The following is a 20,351-nucleotide window of genomic DNA, read 5'->3' on the forward strand; positions in this document are numbered from 1 at the left end:
TGCCAAAGGGCAGCCCCTTTCGTTGGATATTTAGTTGTTGTTCAGCTCAGTGATGCCGTCGATCCGCAGGGAGAAGTACGGAGCGGAGCGCAGCACGGACTCCTGGAAGGCGCCGTCCACGATGGCCTCGCCGGTGTCGTTGACAAAGTCGCCGTCGCTGTCCAGACCGAACGCAGATGTCACATGACCGTCGGCGTCCACCTGATAGGACCCGTCGGCAGCGGGCTGGCAGGTGAACTTGGAGGTGTCGAACACCTTCAGGCTGCCGTCCTTGATGCTGGACCAAGCGGCGTCCACGGCCTCCTGGGTGCCCTCGGCGCACTCAGGCCCCAGCTTGGAGATCATCACAGCGTCCTCACTGATGCCCACGGCATAGTCCACGGGCACTTCCTCGCCGGCGATGAACTTCTCCAGGGTGTCCCGGTACAGGACGGACCAGTTGTTCTGGGAAGAGGTCAGAGCGGCGGTGGGCGCCACTTCCAGCATATCAATGTTGTAGCCCACAGAGTAGACCACAGAGCCGGCATCCTTCTGCGCCTGGACGGCGGAGGGGGCACCGGTGGAGTCGGCGTGCTGGCCGATGATGACGCAGCCGCGGGCCATCAAGGCATTGGCGGCCTCGCCCTCAGCCACGGGATCATACCAGGAGTTGGTGTACTGGACCTCCATGTAGGCCTCGGGAACCTGGGTCTGGATGCCCAGCAGGAAAGCGGTGTAGCCACAAACCACCTCGGCATAGGGATAGGCACCCACATAGCCCACCTTGGGATCGGTGACGGTGCCGGCGTCCATCAGCTCTTTCAGCTTCATGCCGGCCACCACGCCGGAGACGTAGCGGGACTCATATGTATAGGGGAACAGGTTCTTGTAGTTGTCCAGACCGGAGGTGGCGGCCATGTCGCCGGTGCAGGAGACGAAGGTAACGTCGGGATAATCCTCGGCGGCATCCAGCATGTAGCTCTGGTGGCCATAGGAGTCAGAGAAGATGATATTGCAGCCCTCTTCCGCCAGATCCACGGCGGCGTCATAGCAGTTTTCATCCTCCGCGATGTTGTAGCGGAAAATAACCTGAGAATTGGCATCAATACCTAACTCTTCACAGGCGGCAGTCAGGCCCTCGATATGGGCCGCGTCATAACCGGAGTTGATGTCGTGGACGCAGATCAAACCGATCTTGACATCCGCGGCGCTGCCGCTGGATTCCTCATTGGCGGCGGGGTCTTCGGCGGGGCTGCCGGTGCTCTCCTCGTCGGAGCCGCCGCAGGCCGCCAGGCTGAGCGCCATGACCAGCGTCAGCAGCAGTGCAAGGAACTTCTTCATTCTACTTTCCTCCTTAAAATAAAATTGGGTGGATCACTGCAAGGGACAAAGCGGGGTGTTTCCCCTCTCTATTGCCATCATACAGGGTCAAACGGAAAAATTCAACCGGATTTTTACTTTTTTTAGGCGGATAGACCAAAAAAATACCGACCTAAATAGGTCGACCTTTGGCAGTGCGCACAATAATAAGACGAAAAAGACAAACAAGGAGAGCGTTTTTTTCGCTCTCCTTGTAGAAAATTGACAGATTGACCTTTTTTGGATCTTACATGGAGACGGCGGTGCCGGTTTTTCCGGCGATGCCGTCCTTGGCCTTCTCCAGCAGGGTGATGAGGGCTGTGCGGCCGGGCTTGGACGCGGCGAACTTCACGGCAGCCTGGACCTTGGGCAGCATGGAGCCGGGGGCGAACTGGCCTTCCGCCTCGTACTGCCGGGCCTCCTCCGGCGTCAGGTGATCCAGCCACTTCTGATCCGGCTTGCCGAAGTTGATGGCCACCTTCTCCACGGCGGTGAGGATGATGAGGGCGTCCGCGTCCAGGCTCTCCGCCAGCAGTTCGGAGGCGAAATCCTTGTCGATGACGGCGCCTGCGCCCTTCAGGTGGTTGCCCTCCGTCCGGTAGACGGGGATACCGCCTCCGCCGCAGCCAATGACTACCTGGCCCGCCTCCATCAGCGTACGGATGGTCTCGATCTCCACAATGGCTTTGGGCTTGGGAGAGGCCACGCAGCGGCGCCAGCCCCGGCCTGCGTCCTCCATGACGCAGTTGCCCCGGCGGCGCATCTCCTCCGCCTCCTCCTCAGTCATAAAGGTACCGATGGGCTTGGAGGGATTCTGGAAAGCCGGATCCGCCGGGTCTACCTCCACCTGGGTGAGGACGGTGGCCACGGGCTTTTGGATGCCGCGGTTCAGCAGTTCCTCCCGCAGGGAGTTCTGCAGGTCATAGCCGATATACCCCTGGCTCATGGCAGTGCAGACGGACATGGGGGCGATGGGATGGCTGTGATCCTCCCGGGAGAGAGTGGTCATGGCGATGTTGATCATGCCTACCTGGGGGCCGTTGCCGTGGGCCACCACCACCTGATGGCCCTCCTGAATCAGGTCCACGATGGCCTTGGCGGTGTGCTTCACAGCGACCATCTGCTCCGGCAGGTTGTTGCCCAGGGCGTTGCCGCCCAAGGCGATAACGATACGTTTGCCCATAGTTGGTGTATCCCTTCTTCACAAATGATAGTGGTCGAACCTATCAGATAGTTTTGGCGGGAATGCCCACGCTATTCCCGCCAAAACTTGAAATTTTTAGAACGATCAGAACAGCTTCCGCTTGCTGCCCTGGTCCAGGGCCATCAGCGCGGAGACCGGGTCCTTCACTTTGCTCATCAGGATCATGGCCGCGATGATGTAGGGCTTATAGCTGGCCTCCTTGTACAGGGGCACCAGGTATCGGTCGAACACGGAGTTGTCCACCTCGCCCTCCGGGCAGCTGAGGCCGGTGATATCGGCGGGCAGGCAGTGCAGGTACAGGGCCTTGCCGTTCTTCGTCCGCTTCATCATCTCTTCGGAGCAGGTCCAGTCCTTGTGCTGGGCGTTCTGGGCCAGCAGCTGCTTCTCCAGAGCGTCGATACCCGCCTGGTCACCGGCCTGATACAGCTTGGTCCGCTGTTCCATGGCGGCAAAGGGCGCCCAGCTCTTGGGATAGACGATGTCGGCGCCGTCGAAGGCATCCTCCATGGTGGAGACCTTCTTGTAGGAGCCGCCGGTGGCCGCCGCGTTCTTTTTGGCGATCTCCTCCACCTCGGGCATCACGTCATAGCCCTCGGGATGGGCCAGCACCACGTCCATGCCGAACCGGGTCATCAGGCCGATGACGCCCTGGGGCACGGACAGGGGCTTGCCGTAGCTGGGGGAGTAAGCCCAGGTCATGGCAATCTTCTTGCCCTTCAGGTTCTCCACACCGCCGAACTCATGGATGATGTGCAGCATGTCCGCCATGCACTGGGTGGGGTGGTCCACGTCGCACTGCAGGTTCACCAGGGTGGGCTGCTGTTCCAGAATGCCGTCCCGGTAGCCCTCCTTCACGGCATCCATGAAGGTCTTCTGGTACTTGTGGCCCTCGCCGATGAACATGTCGTCCCGGATACCGATGACGTCGGCCATGAAGGAGACCATGTTGGCGGTCTCGCGGACGGTCTCGCCGTGGGCGATCTGGCTCTTCTTCTCGTCCAGGTCCTGGACGGTCAGACCCAGCAGGTTGCAGGCGGAGGCGAAGGAGAACCGGGTGCGGGTGGAGTTGTCCCGGAAGATGGAGATGCCCAGGCCGGAGTCAAAGATCCGGGTGGACTTGTTCCGCTCCCGCAGGTCCCGCAGGGCGTCGGCCACGGTGAAGATGGCCTCCAGCTCCTCGTCGGTCTTGTCCCAGGTCCAGTAGAAGTCGGACTTGTACATGTTGTTGATGTGCAGCTTTTCCAGATGCTTGGCCAGCTCGATGGTCTTGGACATATTCAGCACTCCTTGTAATATGTGAAATTGTAGATGTATGGCGGCTCCGCCGCAGCGAAAGGAAAAACCAGGAAAAGGGTCTAGGGAAAAACCCAGGTTTTTCCCAGTTGATTTGCCTCCGGCAAATCAAGCAAATCGAATCATTTTCGCCGCGGCGTGTACGTGGCGAAAATGCCTTGACCCAGCCCCCCTTCGAAGCTCACCGGATATCGTTATCCGTGAGGCTCTGCCGGAACTCGGTGACGTCAGCGGTCTTGTTCTCGGGCTTGTACAGGCCGGGTACTGCGGCGTACAGGGCGGCACAGGTCACCAGATCCTGCTTCCAGGTGATCTCATTGGGGGCATGAGCCTGGGACTCGGCGCCGGGGCCAAAGCCCACGCAGGGGATGCCATATCGGCCCTGGATGGACACGCAGTTGGTGGAGAAGGTCCACTTGTCGGTGAGGGGACGGCCCTCCCGCAGGTGCATGGCGTCCCGCTTCTGGTCCGCGTCGGCATGGCCGATGCGCTTGTCGCCCCACAGGGCATGGTGAGCGTCCACCAGCGCCTGGACATGGGCGGCGCTCTCCTTGTTGATCCAGGTGGGGAAGAAGCACTCCGTCTCATAGACCTCGCCGGTCCAGGCGGGCCGGTCATACATGTACATGCTGACCTTCACATCGTCTCCGTACTTCTGGACGGCGGGCAGCTGCCGGATCTCCTCCAGGCAGGAGTCCCAGGTCTCGCCGGCGGTCATGCGCCGGTCGATGGAGATGGCGCAGCTGTCCGCCACAGCGCAGCGGGAGGGAGAGGTGTAGAAGATCTGGCTGACGGTGCAGGTGCCCCGGCCCAGGAACTGGGCGTCCTCGTAGTGCTCCGGATTGAATTCCGGATTCAGCATCTTCACCAGGCCCTTCACCCGGTTGGAGGGGCCGTCGCCGCTCTCGTTCAGGGCCCGGACATCCTGGAGGATGTCGGCCATCTTGTAGATGGCGTTGTCGCCCCGCTCCGGCGCGCTGCCGTGGCAGCTGACACCCTTGACGTCCACCCGGATCTCCATGCGGCCCCGGTGGCCCCGGTAGATGCCGCCGTCGGTGGGTTCGGTAGACACCACGAACTCGATCTTGCTGCGGGCGTCCTCCTGGCCCTGGAAGTCCTTGTTGACGATGTACTGCCAGCACATGCCGTCGCAGTCCTCTTCCTGGACGGAACCCACCACCATGATCTTGTAGCCGGCGGGGATCAGGCCCAGATCCTTCATGATCTTGGCGCCGTACACGGCGGAGGCCATGCCGCCCTCCTGATCGCTGCCGCCCCGGCCGAAGATGACGGCGTCGTCCTCATAGCCCTGATAGGGGTCGGCCTCCCAGTTGTTGATGTTGCCGATGCCCACGGTGTCGATGTGGGAGTCGAAGGCGATGATCTTGTCGCCGTCGCCCATCCAGCCGATGACGTTGCCCAGGCCGTCGATCTCCACCTTGTCATAGCCCAGCTTCTCCATCTCCGCCTTGATGCAGTGGACAACCTCCTTCTCCTCACAGCTCTCGCTGGGGTGAGAGATCATCTCTCGCAGGAACCGGGTCATGTCGGCCTGATAGCCTTGGGCCGCCGCTTTGATCGCTTCAAAATCCATATCGCTGACCTCCATATCAATGTTTGGAATCCCGTCATTTCCACATCACGGATTGGCTTACCTATCCCTATCATAGCATAAGAAAACAGGATGTCAAACAAAAAATGAGAAAACCTAAAAATTTTTTTGAATCTCCGGTGCGGAATGCGCCGTCCGGCCGAAATGATTGCAAAACCAAAGGGCTTGTGATATATAATGGTAGAGTAAAAAGAACAGCAGATTTGGGATGGGGAGAGCTTATGCCGATACCGGAAAACGTGGAAAACCTGCGGAGAGTTTCCGCAAAGAGCAGCATTTATCAAGTGGTATGCAGCTGGATCATCACGGGTGTGCTGAAGCCGGGAGAAAAGATCGTTGATTCCGAGCTTGCGAAGCGATTCAATGTCAGCCGGACCCCGGTGCGGGAGGCCATTCAGATCCTGGAGGGACAGAAGCTCGTCTATGTGGTGCCGGGCCGGGCTACGGTGGTGGCGGATATTGACCCTGCGGATATTGAAAAATGCTACCGAACGCTGGCGGAGCTGCAGGGTCTGGCGGCAGAGCTGGCCTGCGGCAGCCTCACGGACCGGGAACTGGAGCAGCTGGAGCGGATTCACGCCGCCTTTGTGGATGCCTGCGGCCGTAATGACGGCACCGATGCGATCACGCAGGACAGCCTCTTCCATGACGCGATTGTCCGTGGGGCACACAACGAGTATGTGGAGGAATTTTCCCACACCATGATCCTCCATATCCAGCGGATCAAATACCATTATTTCCACTGTGACCGGCTGCGAAAGATTTCCGTTTCCCAGCATGGGGAAATCCTTCAGACCATCCAGGCCCGGGACAGCGCCCGCGCGAAGGAGCTGATGCGGAGCCACTGGCTCTGCTCCATGGAAAACAGCCTGCGGGATGTTGCGGGCATGATCCATGGAGTCGGCGGGGAATCCGGACAGGATGTTCTGACAAAGTAAAGATGGGAAGGGAGAGCAAGAGAGAGGACGCGGAGAGAATCCGGGTCCTCTCAACGTTTTCTAGGCGAATTCCATAAAATTGTATCCGGCCTCTGGTACGTTCCGTAGAAATCCTTTGGAGAGGCCGGGCTTTCGTTGACTTCCACAAGAGTGCGGTTCATAATGAATATGCGATATATTACATATTGCATATAAAGTATGACAGAGGTTGAGAAAGGAGCAGAGACATGGACAGAGACCAGCGGCTGATTGCGTTTTGCCAACAGGCTGTTCGAATCCCCAGTCCCTCCGGGCAGGAACGGGAAGTGGCCCAGCTGATGAAGCGCAAGATGGAAGAGTATGGTTTCGACGAGGTGCTCATCGACAGGCACGGCAGCGTACTGGGCCGGATGCGGGGCTGCCGGCCGGGAAAGACCATCCTTCTGGATGGCCACATTGACAATGTGGATGTGATCGACGCCGACGAGTGGACCCACGACCCCTTTGGCGGCGAAATCGACCAGGGGCGGATTTACGGCCGGGGCACATCGGATATGAAGGGCAGCGTGACGGCCATGATCTCTGCGGTTGCCCACTTTGCCGAGGACAGCGGCCGCGACTTTGCCGGAGAGATTTGCGTGTCCTGCACCGTTCATGAGGAGTGTTTTGAGGGGGTCTCCTCCCGGGAGATTACCCGGCTGGCGAAGCCGGACTTTGTCATCATTGGCGAAGCGACGTCCACCACTGTCAAGATCGGCCAGAGAGGGCGCGCGGAGGTGGTTGTGGAAACAGAGGGGGTGAGCTGCCATTCCTCGAATCCGGACAAGGGCGTTAATGCGGTCTACCACATGATGGCGGTGATCGAGGAGATCCGCCGGATCATCCCCAACGAGCACCCCATTCTGGGAAAAGGAATTCTGGAGCTGACAGACATCATCTCGTCCCCATATCCGGGCGCCTCGGTGGTCCCGGCCCTCTGCCGGGCCACCTTCGACCGGCGGACCCTGACAGGGGAGAACGAGGCCGTGATTCTCGGCCAGGTGGAGGAGGCAATCGCCCGCGCCAGGGAAAAGATCCCCGGCTTGAAGGCGCGGACCTATCTGGCAGAGGGGAAGGAGGTCTGCTGGACCGGGGAGGCCATCGCCGCGAAGCGGTATTTCCCGGCGTGGCTCATTGATGAGGACAATGAATATGTGCAGAAGGCGCTGGCCGGTCTGAAGAAAGCGGGAATCGAGGCGCCGATCTCTCACTTCTCTTTCTGCACAAACGGCAGCCACTTCTGTGGCGAGGCCGGGATTCCCTGCATCGGCTACGGCCCCTCTTTGGAGAGCCTGGCCCATGTGCGGGATGAATACATTGAAATTGAGCAGCTGACGAAGGCGTGCAGAGGCTTTGCCAGCATCCTTCGGGAGTTGACGCGGTAGAGCGCGGACGAGAAATCACAAATAATCACGAATCTAGAAGGAATGGTTATAGCGTTGGAGCAAATCTGATTCTTATTGATAAGGAGAATGGACCGTATGGAACAGATCTTGAAATCAATCTCCAGCTTTCTGTGGGGTGCTCCAGTCCTGATCCTCCTGGCCGCCGTTGGGCTGCTGTTTGGATGTAAGACAAAATTTTTCCAGTTTCGCAAGTTCGGCTATATTTTAAAGAATACTGCCGGCGAGATGTTTAAAAAAGGCGGTGGCGCAAAAGGGAAGGAAGGAACGCTGACGCCGCTGCAGGCGGTGAGCTCCGCGCTGGCCGGCTGCGTAGGAACGGCGAACATCGCAGGCGTGGCCACCGCCATGGTGGTGGGCGGCCCCGGCGCCGTGTTCTGGATGTGGGTCGTCGCCCTGCTGGGAATGCTGACGAAATGCGTTGAGGTTACGCTGGGCCAGTACTACCGTGTCAAGGGAGAGGACGGCGTTTATTATGGCGGCCCCATGTACTACATTGAGCGGGGAATGGGCAGAAAGTGGAAACCCCTGGCCGTCATTTTCTCTGTCACTATCATTTTGGGCGGCCTGGGAACCGCTGCGTTCGCCCAGCCCTATACCATGTCCACCGCTGTGCAGAACAGCCTGGGAATTCCCGCATGGATTACCACCGTGGCGGCGGCCGTCATCTGCGGCGTGGTTCTGCTGGGCGGCGTCAAGTCCATCGGCGGCTTCTGCGAGAAGCTGACCCCCGCCATGTGCCTCATCTATGTGGTGGGAGTGCTGGGCGTGATCATCATAAATCTGGAACATGTGCCCGCCGCCTTTGCGGCGATTTTCCGCTATGCGTTTGCACCCATGCCCGCTGTGGGCGGTTTGGCGGGCTCCACAGTTGCGCTGGCGCTGCGGCAGGGCGCCGCCCGCGGGACCTTCTCCAACGAAGCGGGCTGCGGCTCATCGCCCATCACCCATGCGACCGCCATCACCGATCACCCCTTTAAGGAGGGGATGTACGGCTGCTTTGAGGTATTCGTGGATACGCTGGTGGTATGCACGATGACAGCCCTCGGAATTCTCTGCGCGGGCCCTGAAATCTGGCAGTCCGGCCTGGAGGCGGAGGCGCTGACCATGGCCGCCTTTTCCACAGCGTACGGCAGCACGGTCGGCAAGCTCCTGGTCACCATTCCTCTGGCGTTGTTCGCATTCTCCACTATGGTGGGGTGGGAGATCAATTATGAATCCGCGTTCTTCTATTTGTTTCCCAAGGGAAAGCAGTCCAAGGTGTTCAAGTACGCCATCCGCATCCTGTGGCTGGTTCCCGGTTTCCTGGCTCTGGGGAAGACGCCCCAGGTGATTTGGACCATTGTGGATATAGTCTCGGGCTTCTGGTGCATCCCCAACGCCATCGCACTGCTGGCCCTGTCCGGTGTGTTCATGAGGATTTACCGGGATTATGAGAGCAAATACATCAGCAAGACCAAGCCGGTCTCCCAGCCCCTTGAGTATGTCGGGAAGGATTGACTGTCAGGCGGCGCTTGGGCGTTGACAGGCCGCTTCCAAGCGCAGAAAGCTGTGGACAGAGCATCAGGCGGCATCCGCAAACGACGTGGATGCCGCCTGATTTTTGGGACCGGCGGAGATCAAACACTTTTTTCGCAGACCTAAAAAAATATTTGCTAAAACATTGCAATCTCGGCTGGATGCTGGTATGATGCAGATATGAATATCGCTCTGGAAAGTGAGAAGGTGATCCCCTTGGAGAGCAACCGGCTGGAGATGCTCAAGCAGATTGCAGATGCCTTGGCGGCCCAGTTCGGGCCAAACTGTGAGGTTGTGATTCACGATTTGTCCGCGCAGAATGCGGAACACCCCATTGTCTATATTGTCAACGGCCATGTCACAGGCCGCAAGGTGGGGGACGGGGCCTCCTATGTCGTGGTGGAGCAGCTGACCACCAATGACCCGGCGCCTCGGGACCATTTGGCCTACCTGACCCGGACGCCGGACGGCAAGATCCTCAAATCCTCCACAGTCTATATCCGTAACAGCAAGGGCAAGGTCTCCGCCATTCTGGCCATCAACTACGACATCTCCAAGCTGCTGATGGTGGAGAGCGCGGTCCACGATCTGATCTCCACCGGCGAACCCCAGCAGGAGGAACCGGAGAAAATCGTCAACGTCAATGATCTGCTGGAGGAGCTGATCCAGCAGTCGGTGTCCCTGGTGGGCAAGCCCGTGGCCCTGATGAACAAGGAGGACAAGGTGCGGGCCATCCGCTTCCTGAATCAGAACGGCGCGTTTTTGGTGACCAAGTCCGGCGACAAGATCGCCAAGTATTTCGGCATCTCCAAGTACACTTTGTATTCCTATATCGACACAAAACAACAGGAGGGCAAGTAAGTATGATTGATCTGACCATCAACAAGACGGGCCTGGAGCACAATCTCCGCAAGGCGAAGGAAAATCGCATCATCATCCCCACCATCGCCCAGATGCAGCACCCGGAGACCATCCCGGAGAAGATCCGGGAGCGGCTGAAGACCGTGGGCCTCTGGGATGTGGATCCCCTGAACCTGTTCCGCATCACCTGGAAGAATGAGGCCAAGGAGAGCGGCGGAATGTTCCAGGCGGTGCCCAACTACATCGAGCTGCCCCCGGCGCTCACCGGCGTCCCCTGCCGGATCGTGGCCATGGTGGGCAAGTGGTTCCCCACCGGCTGCCACAAGGTGGGCGCCTCCTTCGGCTGCCTGGCCCCCCGTCTGGTGACCGGCCAGTTCGACGTGAACAGGCACAAGGCCGTGTGGCCCTCCACCGGCAACTACTGCCGCGGCGGCGCCTTCAACTCCCGGCTGCTGGGCGCCCAGGGCGTGGCCATCCTGCCGGCGGAGATGAGCCAGGAGCGGTTTGACTGGCTCCATGAGATCGGCGCCGAGGTCATCGCCACCCCCGGTTGCGAGTCCAACGTGAAGGAGATCTTCGACAAGACCAACGAGCTGAAGCAGGATCCCCAGTACATGATCTTCAACCAGTTCGAGGAGATGGGCAACCCCCTGTGGCACTACAATGTCACCGGCAACGCCCTGGCGGATGTGTACGAGGCCATCAAGCGCCCCGGTGACCGGTTCGCCGGCGCGGCTTTCACCTCCGGCTCCGCCGGTACCATGAGCGCCGGTGATCTGCTGAAGGAAAAGTATCCCCATCTGAAGCTGGCGGTGGGCGAGGCCCTCCAGTGCCCTACCATTCTAGAAAACGGCTTCGGCGGCCACCGGATCGAGGGCATCGGCGATAAGCACATCCCCTGGATCCACAACGTGAAGAACACCGACATGGTCATCGACATCGACGATGAGGACAGCCAGCGGCTGCTGCGCCTGTTCAACACCCCTGAGGGCCAGGCGTATTTGAAGAACGAGCTGCACCTGGACGACGAGCTGATCGAGAAGCTCACCTGGCTGGGCATCTCCGGCATCGCCAACGTGCTGTGCTGCATCAAGATGGCGAAATACTATGAGTTCACCGAGCGGGATGTGGTGGGCACCGTCCTCACCGACTCCGCCGTCATGTACGGCAGCCGCATCCAGGAGCTGAACGACCAGTATGGCGCCTACAATGCCCATGAGGCGGCCATGGACCATGCACTCCACATGCTGGGGCTGAAGCTGGACAACATGCAGGAGCTGACCTATGCGGACCGCAAGCGGGTCCACAACCTGAAGTATTACACCTGGGTGGAGCAGCAGGGCAAGACCGTGGAGGAGCTGAACGCTCTGTGGTACGACACGGAGGGCACCTGGGACACCGTCCACGCGCAGGCCAAGGACCTGGACGAACTGATCAACGCTTTCAACGAGGCCACCGGGCTGCTGAAAGACCTGTAAAACGCCGCAGGGCGGGGCAACCGCCCCGCCCTGCTTATTTATGTCTCCTCCGCGCGGATATAGGCATCCTCAGCCTCCTGCTGAATGCGGACTAGAATATCCCAGGCCCGGCTGGTCTCCTGCTGGTCCAGGGCCTTCAGAGCGTCGGCGATGCCGTTGAACAAAATCGTATAATATTGGGGGAAATTTTCGCGTTCCATATCCGCCACCTCCATAATATGTATTATATTGCACTATAAATTGTAATGCAATATGCAATATTATAAACGTGCGCATAACGCAATACGATTCGTCATATAAAAATATGGCGAGGTGTGCTATGCGGAAATTCAAAATTCCTAAACCAGAATCAACAACGAACAAAACGATTCGTTTCCCCAACAGCGTTATTGACGCGGTAGAGGAGGCGATTCGTGGAACAGAATGTACGTTTTCCGCCTTTGTGATCGAAGCTACCCGGGTGGCTCTTGAGAATCTTCTGGAGGAGGAAACGTCAAAAGAGGAGTAACGCTATGAAACACGTTTTGTACGGCAAATGCGTCAAGTGCGGCAAGACCTACGACGCTGTGCCGGATCTGACCAACTGCGAATGCGGCGGCATTCTGGACATCGTCTACGATTATGACTACATCAGGACCCGGCTGACGAAGGAAAAGCTGGCGGCCCGACAGGACCATACCATGTGGCGCTACCGGGAGCTGCTGCCTGTGGAGGAGGACACGCCCAACACCCCCCTGCGGGTGGGCTGGAGTCCCCTGTACGAGGAGCCCCGCCTGGCGGAGCAGCTGGGCCTGAAGCGCCTGTGGGTAAAGGACGACGGCCAGAACCCCACCGCCAGTCTGAAGGACCGGGCCAGCGCCATGGCGGTGGCCAAGGCCCGGGAGGCGGGGGCGAAGGTGATCGCCTGCTCCTCCACCGGCAATGCCGCCAGCTCTCTCGCGGGCAACGCCGCAGCGGCAGGCCTCAAGACCTACATCTTCGTCCCCTCCCGGGCTCCCAAGGGCAAGGTGGCCCAGCTGATGACCTTTGGCGCCACGGTCATCTCCGTCCAGGGCAGCTATGAGGAGACCTTTGAACTGTCCAAGCAAGCCATTGACCGCTGGGGCTGGTACAACCGCAACGCCGCCATCAACCCCTACCTCTCCGAGGGCAAGAAGACCGTGGCCCTGGAGATCATGGAGCAGCTCTCCTGGCAGGTGCCGGACTATATCGCCATCAGCGTCGGCGACGGCTGCACCATCGCCGGCCTCTGGAAGGGCCTGAAAGACCTGTATGCCATTGGCTTCATTGACCGCCTGCCCCGGCTGATCTCCGCCCAGGCGGAGGGCTGCTGCCCCATCAACCGGGCCATTGCGGAGAACAAGCCCTGGGAGCCCATGGAGGAGAACACCCTGGCGGACTCCATCGCCGTGGGCGTGCCCCGGAATGCGGACAAGGCCCTGACGGCGATCCGGGAGTCGGACGGCATCGTGGTGAATGTCTCCGACCAGGAGATCATGGCCGCCCAGCAGCTGCTGGGCCGGACCTGCGGCGTGTTCGGAGAGCCCGCCGGCGTCACTGGCGCCGCCGGCGTGAAGAAGCTCTGCGAGCAGGGCGTCATCGGCAAGGATGACACGGTGGTCAGTGTGGTCACCGGCAACGGCCTCAAGGACGTGGCCAACGCCATTAAGGCCGCGGGAGAACCCATCTCCATCCCTTCCGACATGGACCGCCTGCTGGTGGCCTTTGCAGAAAAAGGCATCACTGTGGAATAAGCGGCAAGGGGCCGGCGGGAGACCGCCGGCCCTTTTTCTCGAAAAATTTTCTGATCCGCGCAACGATCCTCTCCCGTTTTCCGATGATATAGGTGAAAGCAGCTTTCATAAAGAGAGGGACTACCGTAGCGGATACGGAGAGGAAGCGGGGCGTTCCTCCGGGAAGGGCCTGCTGGGCCCGGTCAGCAGGCGGCACAGAGCCTTCTTGACTTTTCCCGCGCAGATTATATAATAATGTACGGTGCCTCCCGGGCACCATCCACCTGAGGGAATGAGAAAGAGGAGGCACCTGATATGACGTATCCCATGACCGTGGCGGGCCTGCGCCGGGACCTGCCCATCTGCAAAGTGACGGATGACCTGTACATCGGCGCGTTTATCGTGTTCGGCGATGCGGAGCTGACTGTGGCCTGCGCCCGGGAGCTTTTGAAGCTGGTCCCGGCGGAGGACTATGACTACATGCTGACGGCGGAGGCCAAGAGCATCCCCCTGATTCATGAGATGGCCCGCCAGTCCGGTGCGAAGAAGTATTTCATCGCACGAAAGGGTCCTAAGGCATATATGCCGGATCCTATCCACGTGGAAGACACCTCCATCACCACCGCGGGAACCCAGCGGCTGTATCTGGGCCGGGACGATGCGGAGCTGATCCGGGGCAAGCGGATCCTGCTGATGGACGATGTGATCTCCACCGGCGGTTCCCTTCACGCCATGGAACAGCTGGTGGCCCTGGCGGGCGGCACCGTCACCGGCCGGGTGGCCGTCCTGGCGGAGGGTGAGGCCGCAGAGCGCAGTGACATCAAATTTCTGGAAAAGCTGCCGGTGTTCCATGCAGACGGTACTGTAAAAGACTGAAGTGAAGAGAGACCGGGCGCGCCGCTGACTCGCGGCGCGCCTTTTTCCGCATACGCTTGCAAAATCCTGGAAGAATGGTAGAATAAAGGCACGATGAAAACGAAGCATGTGGTCTATTGACTTCCGCACGTCAACGCGCCGGCGGCAGTGCGCTGCACCGCCGCCGTCACCGGCCGGGTGCCCTCCAGGTGCCGCTGTGGTTTCTGTTCAGCCTGCCTATGCTGTACCACATCGTGGTGGAGGACCGGCAGAAAGTGGGCTGGCCTGTCCATGACTGGCTGCCGGAGGCCAGCGCCTTGTGCTGTATGGAGGTACTGCCGTACTGTTCGCTGGCTATGCGGCGCCGGTATCCGGCGGAGGGGGGAGTACGTCCGCCGCTTTGGGGACCGGGACGACGGCCACCTGCTTCGGAGCCTGTTCTGCATCTTCGCTGTGTCGCCCTATCTGATGAAGACCCGGAACATCGCCCAAAACTATATCCGGGACGCAGTGGAGATCGCCCGAGCAGAACAGGATATCACACAGAAGCGGGCGGCGGGGATGGAGCACTTCGGCCTGCTGCACGTGCGGCTGGCGGTCTATGTGCGAACGGACCTGTGCCCGGGACCGGGAGATCGAGGTGAACATGACCGTCAAAAAGGAGATGTCCCCGGACACGGTCATCAAGCTCCGGTTCGACCCATCGGACACGGCGGACGTGGTCTATCAGCGGTTCAATGCCAAAGTCCAGGAGGTGAAGAACGTCTTGGAGGACACCTCCTTCGGTGCGCTGGCCGGCGCGTTCCATCTGGCGCCGGGTCTGCTGCTGAAATTCTTGGTGTGGGCCCTGCAGGTCAGCGACTACTTCGGCTGCCTGCCCGGATCCATCACCCATCTCTCGCACTTCCACGGGTCGTTGTACATCACATTTATGGCATCGCTGGGGATTCCGCCCATTTTCCATCGCCTGTACGATTTCGGCAATGTGCCGGTATTCTGGTCTTTCGGCCGGAAGCGGCAGGCGTTTGAGTACCAGTGGGACGGCACGGTGGCCCGGCGGAGGTAGGTGGACGGCTGCTTCGTCACGGACGAGTGGATTGTGGACGGATTCTATTTCGCGGTCGCCATGCACAGTTTTCAGCATCTGATCCACGGTCCCTGGCAGCTGGACGAGCCGCCGGAGGAGGCCGTGCAGGATCAGCCCTGATATAGAGAGGAGGTCGTTTATGACGGACCACACCGTACCGCCCATCGGAATGCGGATGGTCAAAACCGCGGCGGCAGTGCTGATCTGCCTGCTGGTGTCCATGGCCGTGGACCGGGAGGATATGCGCATCTATTCCTCCATCGCGGCGCTGCTGTGCGTTCAGCCCTATGCGGAAGATACGAAGCGCATGGCCATCCAGCGGATTGTGGGCACAGCCATCGGCTCTGTGTTCGGCATCGCCACGCTGCTGCTGGAGATGGCCCTGGATATCCAGGGGACTTTGGTGGGCTACATCGTCATCGCTGCGGTGACCGTGCCCAACCTGTGGATCGCCGTGGTGCTGAAGTCCTCCAATGCGGCGGCCCTCTCAGGCATCGTGTTCCTCAGCATCACCGTCACCCATGTGACGGACGCCAGCCCCTGGATCTTCGCCTGGTACCGGGCGTCGGAGACGCTGGTGGGCATCGCGGTGGGCATCGCCGTCAACGCCTTCCAGCTGCCCCGCCGGAAGCGGCGGGACGTGCTGTTCGTCTCCGGCCTGGACGGCTTGCTGCTGACGGAGCAGGGGACGCTGACACCGTACAGCCGGGTGAGCCTGAACCGGATGCTGGACGACGGGATGCAGTTCACCCTGTCCACCATGCGCACACCCGCCTCTGTGCGGGAGGCCACCCGGGACCTGCGGCTCCGCCTGCCCGTCATCGTCATGGACGGCGCGGCGCTGTACGACATGGAGAAGAAGCGGTATCTCCATGCCTGCGTCCTGCCCAGGGAGCTGGCCCTGCGGTGCGAGGCGGTGTTCCGGGCCCAGGGCATTCACTGCTTTCTCAACGGTGTACTGGATGATAACCTGATGATCTACTACGGGGAATTCCACCACGAGACGGAGCGGGCGATCTTTGAGAAGCTGCGGACATCCCCCTACCGGAATTATGTGAGCAGAAGCTACTACAAGGATTGCCCCATTGTGTACCTCATGGGCATTGATCTGACGGAGCGGATGCAGGCGCTGTATGACGCACTGGGGGAGGCGGGCCTGTTGGAACAGGTGAAGGTGCGGTTCTACCCTGCGGCGGAGTATCCCGGATACAGCTACCTGAAGATCTATGAGCGATCCGCCTCACGTGAGGCCATGCTGGAGCGGCTGAAGCAGGATCTGGGCATGGAGCGGAGCGTGGTGCTGACGACGCAGGAGGGCTGCGGAGACGTGGTGATCCGCGGCGGCGCCAACCAGGCGGTGAAGCGGCTGGGGCGGCTGTTTGAGCCCTATCTCTGGGAGCAGAAATAACACGGACGGAGCTGCGGCTCCGTCCGTGTTTTGCATTCGGAAAGAAAACCGGAGCAGGGACTTGACAAGTGTGGAAGCCTGTGTATAATATGAAGTATCCTTCATGTGAAAGACGCTTCACGAGAAGGGACCTTCACATTTATGGAAAGGGGAGAGAGACCATGAAAAACCGTGTACGGGAGCTCCGGACCGAGGCAGGCATGACCCAGCAGCAGCTGGCGGATCTGGTCCACGTGTCCTCCCGCACCATCATCTCCCTGGAGAAGGGGCAGTACAACCCGTCCCTGCTGCTGGCGTACCGACTGGCGCTGGTGTTCCGCACCACGGTGGAGGACCTGTACTGCCTGGCGGAGAACAAGGAACAGGAGGACCGGGAAAATGAGGAATGGACATAAGGGCCGTATGGCCTGCGGAATTCTGGAACTGATGCTGGGCGTGGGGCTGATCTTGTACATCTGTCTGGCGGACCGGCAGCGGATTGGTCTGGCTGCGGTGGCCGCGGTGGTGGTGACGGCGGGACTTGTGACCTTCTGTACCGGTGCAACGGCGGTTCCGGCGAAGCGTAAGGAGGAAACTGTGCAATGAGAATTTATTACAAAAAGAAATTTTGGGCCGGCGTGGGAGCTCTGCTGCTGGGCCTGGCCCTGCCGGGCACCTGTTTGTTCGTGGGCTGGGAGCGGTTCGACCTGAAGGACGCCGTGCTGACAACGTTCATGGTCCTCAGCGGAATCAGCGGCATTCTCCGGAGCCTGGACCGGGAGAAGGCCCGGCAGGACCGGGACGAGGACCGGGACGAGCGCACCCGGTACAACACGTACCGCAGCCGGGCCCTCACGTTCCGGGTGCTGTTTTGCCTGAACTTCGTCATACTGGCCGGGTGCTTCATCGGTTGGTGGCGGTCAGGTGAACAGGAAGTCTACATCCAGACGGCTGTTCCCTGCATGGTGCTGTTTATCGTGGGCTGGATCACCCGGATCGCCAGCGATTTCTACTATGAGTTCAAGGGGTGAAAATGAGATGCGCATTTATAATAAGCGGAATTTTGCTGCCGGGATCCTCAGTCTGGCTCTGGCGGTGGCTTGCGGCGTGGTCCTGGCGGTGACGGGATTCCAGACGAAATGGCTGATCGCCCTGGTGCTCCTGCTGGCCGCTGGCGGCTTCGATCTGTGGTGGTCTCTGTCCCGGGAGTCCAGGCTCCCGCGGGTGGATGAGCGGGACCAGGCCGTCAGCCGGAAAAGCGCCTGGCTGGCCTACCGGATTGTGGCTAACGGCTGCTGGATCGTGAGTCTTGCGGCCCTGGTGGTCTATGGAATCAGCCGGATCCCGGCAGCTCTGGCGGTGACCATCACGCTGGACGCTGTGACCATCGGGGCTTTTGCCGCCCCCCTACAGGGGGCTGAAGTCTACTATGAAAAACGGATGTGAGGCCGCCGGCCCTCTGGAAAAGGAGAACGTATGGATCGAAGCGAAGATTTGAAACAGGTGCGGGACCTGCATCTGGTCCGGGATGAGCGGGACAGGGAGGTGGAGGCGGCCGCCGGACTCCGGGCGGGAAACGCGGTGGTGCTGGTGAGCCAGCTGCTCTCCGCCGTCTGCCTGCTCCAGGATGATCCGGCCTGGATGGCGCTGCTGTCCCTGACGCTCGTCTGGGGGGGCGTGAAGGGCTTCTGGCGATTCAGACAGGACCAGGAGAGGATCTATTTGGTGTGGGGCCTGCTGACCTGCGCCGGAGCGGCGGCGCTGCTGGGACTCTATTTCCACCGGGCCTGGTCTGCCGGGATGTCGTTCACCAGACTGCTGGGCTACGCAGTGCTGTGCCAGGTGCTGACGGTGGCCGCCGGACTGTTATTTGTGGCGCTGCTGCTGGGTATCTTCTGGCTGGCCCACAAGCTAGGGCATATAGAGGGAGAGCGTTGGGAGCAGTATTTCCAGTCCGTCTCCACCGCCGGACTTCTGCTGCGGGTGGGCGCTGTGATGGCGGTGGCCCTGGCAGCGGTGGCGGCCCTCAGCGTTCCCCTGTTCGCCCGGTTGGGCTTTCAGGAGCCGGGACTTCTGGCCGCGCTGTTTTTTGTGGCAAGGGGCGCGTACCTGCTTAACAAATTCAGCCGCCGGCGGGACGAACTGATCCAGAAGCTCCTGAAGCTGAAGCGCTGAGCTGCTTCAGCCGGGTGAAGCGGCACGGGGGCAGACTTGTACAACCTGCCGGAATCTCCCGGTGTTTGCAGGGAGAATTTTCTCCAGAGGTGCCTATTATGCGGACTGCCGTGAGATGCTATCATAAAATGGAAATCCCATCGTGGAAAAACAAATACTGAGATAGAAATAAGTCCGCTGGGCGTAGTCTATGGAGCGATAGGCTGCGCCCTCTTTTTCTGCTCAGGACAAGGAGTGTTTCGATCATCATGCCAAAAACAACTGTACAGAAAGTGATCTTCGGTCTGCTGATGTCCTTTTTCATGGTGCTGGCCATGGAGATGTACAACACAGGCCTGCGGAACGGCGGTCTTACAAACGCCGGGATCCTGAACGCCCTGCGGGAGCTGCCGCTGATGTTTGCGCTGTGCTTCCTGACCAGCACAGTTGTCGGAGAACCCCTGGCCGCCCGCCTGGCGGCACGGCTGGCAGTGCCCCGGGAGTGGCCCTTTACCGCCGTTCTGGCCCGGTCCGCCATGACGGTGTGCGTCATGTGTCCGGCCATGAGCCTATGGGCTACGGTGATCTTCCAGCAGCCGGGGATCGAGTTGGTGCCCTCCTGGCTCCAGACGGTGGTCTGCAATTTTCCCATGGCGTTTTTCTGGCAGATCTTTTTCTGCGGTCCGCTGGTGCGGCGGCTGTTCCGGCTGCTGGTGCCCTCCGCGGCGCTTGTACCCGCCTGTGCGGAAGAGGCGGCGGAATGAGGGACATGTGCAAGCGGTCCCGGACGCTGGTACGTCCGGGACCGCTTGCCATTATCCCTCCGGGTGCGTTTTTAAATAGGTGAGGTAGCCCTCTAGAATCAGCGATGCCGCCACAGCGTCCACTACCTTTTTCCGCTTCTTGGCGTTCTTGCCGCTGCTCATCAGGATCTGGTGAGCGTCGATGGTGGTGCGCCGCTCGTCCCACAGGACCACCGGCAGGCCGGTGGTCTCCTCCAGCAGCTGCCGCATGGCCTGGGCCTTTTCCGAGCGGGGCCCGCGGGTGCCGTCCATGTTGATGGGATGCCCCAGCACCAGCCGTTCCACCCTGTGCTCCTTTGCCAGAAGTGCGATCTGTTCCGTCACCCGGTCCGGGCGGTAGGCGTTGATGACGGTGGTGAAGCCGGCCAGCAGGCCGGTGGGGTCGGAGATGGCGATGCCGGTGTGGGCGTCGCCGTAGTCGATGGCCATGATGCGCATGGTGGTCTCCTTTCCAGGGAAGAATAAACGCCGGTATGGCGCGTTTTGCCTGCCCACAGGATACCACATCGGGGCAGGCCGCGCAAGGCGGAAAAAACCTGACATTTTTTTCAAAAAGAGGTTGACCAGCGCCTTGACCTGTGTTACAATCATTCTTACCTGTGAAAAAGGGTTTTCTTTTCATGCGCTTTTTTCGCTTTTCAGCCATGGAGGTCTGCCCGCCAAGCTGCA

Annotated in this window: 23 protein-coding genes; 17 read left to right on the plus strand and 6 right to left on the minus strand. The window is 60.1% G+C overall.

Annotated features, from left to right (window positions below; genetic code table 11):
• Nucleotides 1-30 precede the first annotated feature (30 nt).
• The 4 genes from DN611_RS05445 to DN611_RS05460 form a co-directional block, all read right to left on the minus strand.
• Nucleotides 31-1,320 (minus strand): BMP family ABC transporter substrate-binding protein, encoded by a 1,290-nt coding sequence (locus DN611_RS05445; protein ID WP_119310824.1) that lies wholly within the window; start codon nt 1,318-1,320, stop codon nt 31-33.
• 265 nt (nt 1,321-1,585) lie between these two features.
• On the minus strand, nt 1,586-2,521 hold the full coding sequence (gene arcC, locus DN611_RS05450) for a carbamate kinase (RefSeq protein WP_021747881.1): 936 nt from the start codon (nt 2,519-2,521) through the stop codon (nt 1,586-1,588).
• Nucleotides 2,522-2,626: 105 nt separating this feature from the next.
• On the minus strand, nt 2,627-3,817 hold the full coding sequence (gene ygeW / locus DN611_RS05455) for a knotted carbamoyltransferase YgeW (protein ID WP_119310825.1): 1,191 nt from the start codon (nt 3,815-3,817) through the stop codon (nt 2,627-2,629).
• A gap of 199 nt (nt 3,818-4,016) precedes the next feature.
• Nucleotides 4,017-5,429: a YgeY family selenium metabolism-linked hydrolase gene (locus tag DN611_RS05460; protein WP_036629531.1), complete on the minus strand. Its 1,413-nt coding sequence runs from the start codon at nt 5,427-5,429 to the stop codon at nt 4,017-4,019.
• A gap of 239 nt (nt 5,430-5,668) precedes the next feature.
• On the opposite strand from DN611_RS05460, the gene DN611_RS05465 reads away from it, so the two are divergent.
• The 5 genes from DN611_RS05465 to DN611_RS05485 all read left to right on the plus strand — a co-directional run bounded on the left by DN611_RS05465 (nt 5,669) and on the right by DN611_RS05485 (nt 11,663).
• Nucleotides 5,669-6,385, plus strand: a complete 717-nt coding sequence (locus tag DN611_RS05465) for a GntR family transcriptional regulator (RefSeq protein ID WP_025543833.1) — start codon at nt 5,669-5,671, stop codon at nt 6,383-6,385.
• Between the two features lie 227 nt (nt 6,386-6,612).
• The gene (locus DN611_RS05470; protein ID WP_119310826.1) at nt 6,613-7,788 is read left to right on the plus strand and encodes a YgeY family selenium metabolism-linked hydrolase; all 1,176 of its coding nucleotides are present in this window, start codon (nt 6,613-6,615) and stop codon (nt 7,786-7,788) included.
• 96 nt (nt 7,789-7,884) lie between these two features.
• Nucleotides 7,885-9,306, plus strand: coding sequence for an alanine/glycine:cation symporter family protein (locus tag DN611_RS05475; protein WP_025543835.1), 1,422 nt, complete (start codon nt 7,885-7,887; stop codon nt 9,304-9,306).
• A gap of 198 nt (nt 9,307-9,504) precedes the next feature.
• The gene (locus tag DN611_RS05480) at nt 9,505-10,185 is read left to right on the plus strand and encodes a helix-turn-helix transcriptional regulator (protein WP_021747874.1); all 681 of its coding nucleotides are present in this window, start codon (nt 9,505-9,507) and stop codon (nt 10,183-10,185) included.
• A 2-nt stretch (nt 10,186-10,187) separates the two neighbouring features.
• The gene (locus DN611_RS05485) at nt 10,188-11,663 is read left to right on the plus strand and encodes a pyridoxal-phosphate dependent enzyme (RefSeq protein ID WP_119310827.1); all 1,476 of its coding nucleotides are present in this window, start codon (nt 10,188-10,190) and stop codon (nt 11,661-11,663) included.
• Nucleotides 11,664-11,701: 38 nt separating this feature from the next.
• Here DN611_RS05485 and DN611_RS16645 read toward each other — a convergent pair whose 3' ends face one another.
• On the minus strand, nt 11,702-11,863 hold the full coding sequence (locus DN611_RS16645) for a hypothetical protein (protein ID WP_155979266.1): 162 nt from the start codon (nt 11,861-11,863) through the stop codon (nt 11,702-11,704).
• 119 nt (nt 11,864-11,982) lie between these two features.
• Between DN611_RS16645 and DN611_RS05490 the strand changes: the two genes are divergently transcribed.
• The 12 genes from DN611_RS05490 (at nt 11,983) to DN611_RS05540 (ending at nt 19,643) form a co-directional block, all read left to right on the plus strand.
• The gene (locus DN611_RS05490) at nt 11,983-12,171 is read left to right on the plus strand and encodes a YlcI/YnfO family protein (protein WP_021752180.1); all 189 of its coding nucleotides are present in this window, start codon (nt 11,983-11,985) and stop codon (nt 12,169-12,171) included.
• A gap of 4 nt (nt 12,172-12,175) precedes the next feature.
• Nucleotides 12,176-13,417: a threonine synthase gene (locus DN611_RS05495; RefSeq protein WP_119310828.1), complete on the plus strand. Its 1,242-nt coding sequence runs from the start codon at nt 12,176-12,178 to the stop codon at nt 13,415-13,417.
• 294 nt (nt 13,418-13,711) lie between these two features.
• Nucleotides 13,712-14,272: a phosphoribosyltransferase family protein gene (locus tag DN611_RS05500; RefSeq protein WP_021747868.1), complete on the plus strand. Its 561-nt coding sequence runs from the start codon at nt 13,712-13,714 to the stop codon at nt 14,270-14,272.
• 580 nt (nt 14,273-14,852) lie between these two features.
• Complete coding sequence (locus DN611_RS05505) at nt 14,853-15,317, plus strand: hypothetical protein (RefSeq protein WP_119310829.1); 465 nt, start codon at nt 14,853-14,855, stop codon at nt 15,315-15,317.
• Nucleotides 15,318-15,458: a hypothetical protein gene (locus DN611_RS16650; RefSeq protein ID WP_160117409.1), complete on the plus strand. Its 141-nt coding sequence runs from the start codon at nt 15,318-15,320 to the stop codon at nt 15,456-15,458.
• A gap of 19 nt (nt 15,459-15,477) precedes the next feature.
• A complete protein-coding gene (locus tag DN611_RS05510; protein WP_025543839.1) occupies nt 15,478-16,746 on the plus strand; it encodes an HAD hydrolase family protein in 1,269 nt (422 codons plus the stop codon).
• 161 nt (nt 16,747-16,907) lie between these two features.
• Nucleotides 16,908-17,141, plus strand: coding sequence for a helix-turn-helix transcriptional regulator (locus DN611_RS05515; protein ID WP_025543840.1), 234 nt, complete (start codon nt 16,908-16,910; stop codon nt 17,139-17,141).
• Nucleotides 17,125-17,331 (plus strand): hypothetical protein, encoded by a 207-nt coding sequence (locus DN611_RS05520; protein ID WP_136891655.1) that lies wholly within the window; start codon nt 17,125-17,127, stop codon nt 17,329-17,331. Before DN611_RS05515 ends, DN611_RS05520 begins: the two co-directional genes overlap by 17 nt.
• Nucleotides 17,328-17,756, plus strand: coding sequence for a hypothetical protein (locus DN611_RS05525; RefSeq protein WP_021747861.1), 429 nt, complete (start codon nt 17,328-17,330; stop codon nt 17,754-17,756). Before DN611_RS05520 ends, DN611_RS05525 begins: the two co-directional genes overlap by 4 nt.
• A gap of 7 nt (nt 17,757-17,763) precedes the next feature.
• Nucleotides 17,764-18,171 carry a hypothetical protein gene (locus tag DN611_RS05530; protein ID WP_119310831.1) on the plus strand — a complete coding sequence of 136 codons (408 nt, stop codon included), beginning with the start codon at nt 17,764-17,766 and terminating at the stop codon, nt 18,169-18,171.
• 30 nt (nt 18,172-18,201) lie between these two features.
• The gene (locus tag DN611_RS05535) at nt 18,202-18,900 is read left to right on the plus strand and encodes a hypothetical protein (protein ID WP_136891657.1); all 699 of its coding nucleotides are present in this window, start codon (nt 18,202-18,204) and stop codon (nt 18,898-18,900) included.
• A 248-nt stretch (nt 18,901-19,148) separates the two neighbouring features.
• On the plus strand, nt 19,149-19,643 hold the full coding sequence (locus DN611_RS05540) for a DUF2798 domain-containing protein (RefSeq protein ID WP_119310833.1): 495 nt from the start codon (nt 19,149-19,151) through the stop codon (nt 19,641-19,643).
• 51 nt (nt 19,644-19,694) lie between these two features.
• Here DN611_RS05540 and ruvX read toward each other — a convergent pair whose 3' ends face one another.
• Nucleotides 19,695-20,120 (minus strand): Holliday junction resolvase RuvX, encoded by a 426-nt coding sequence (ruvX, locus tag DN611_RS05545; protein WP_119310834.1) that lies wholly within the window; start codon nt 20,118-20,120, stop codon nt 19,695-19,697.
• Nucleotides 20,121-20,351: the final 231 nt, after the last annotated feature.

Source organism: Oscillibacter sp. PEA192 (assembly GCF_003574015.1).
GTDB classification, from domain to species: Bacteria; Bacillota; Clostridia; order Oscillospirales; family Oscillospiraceae; genus Oscillibacter; species Oscillibacter welbionis.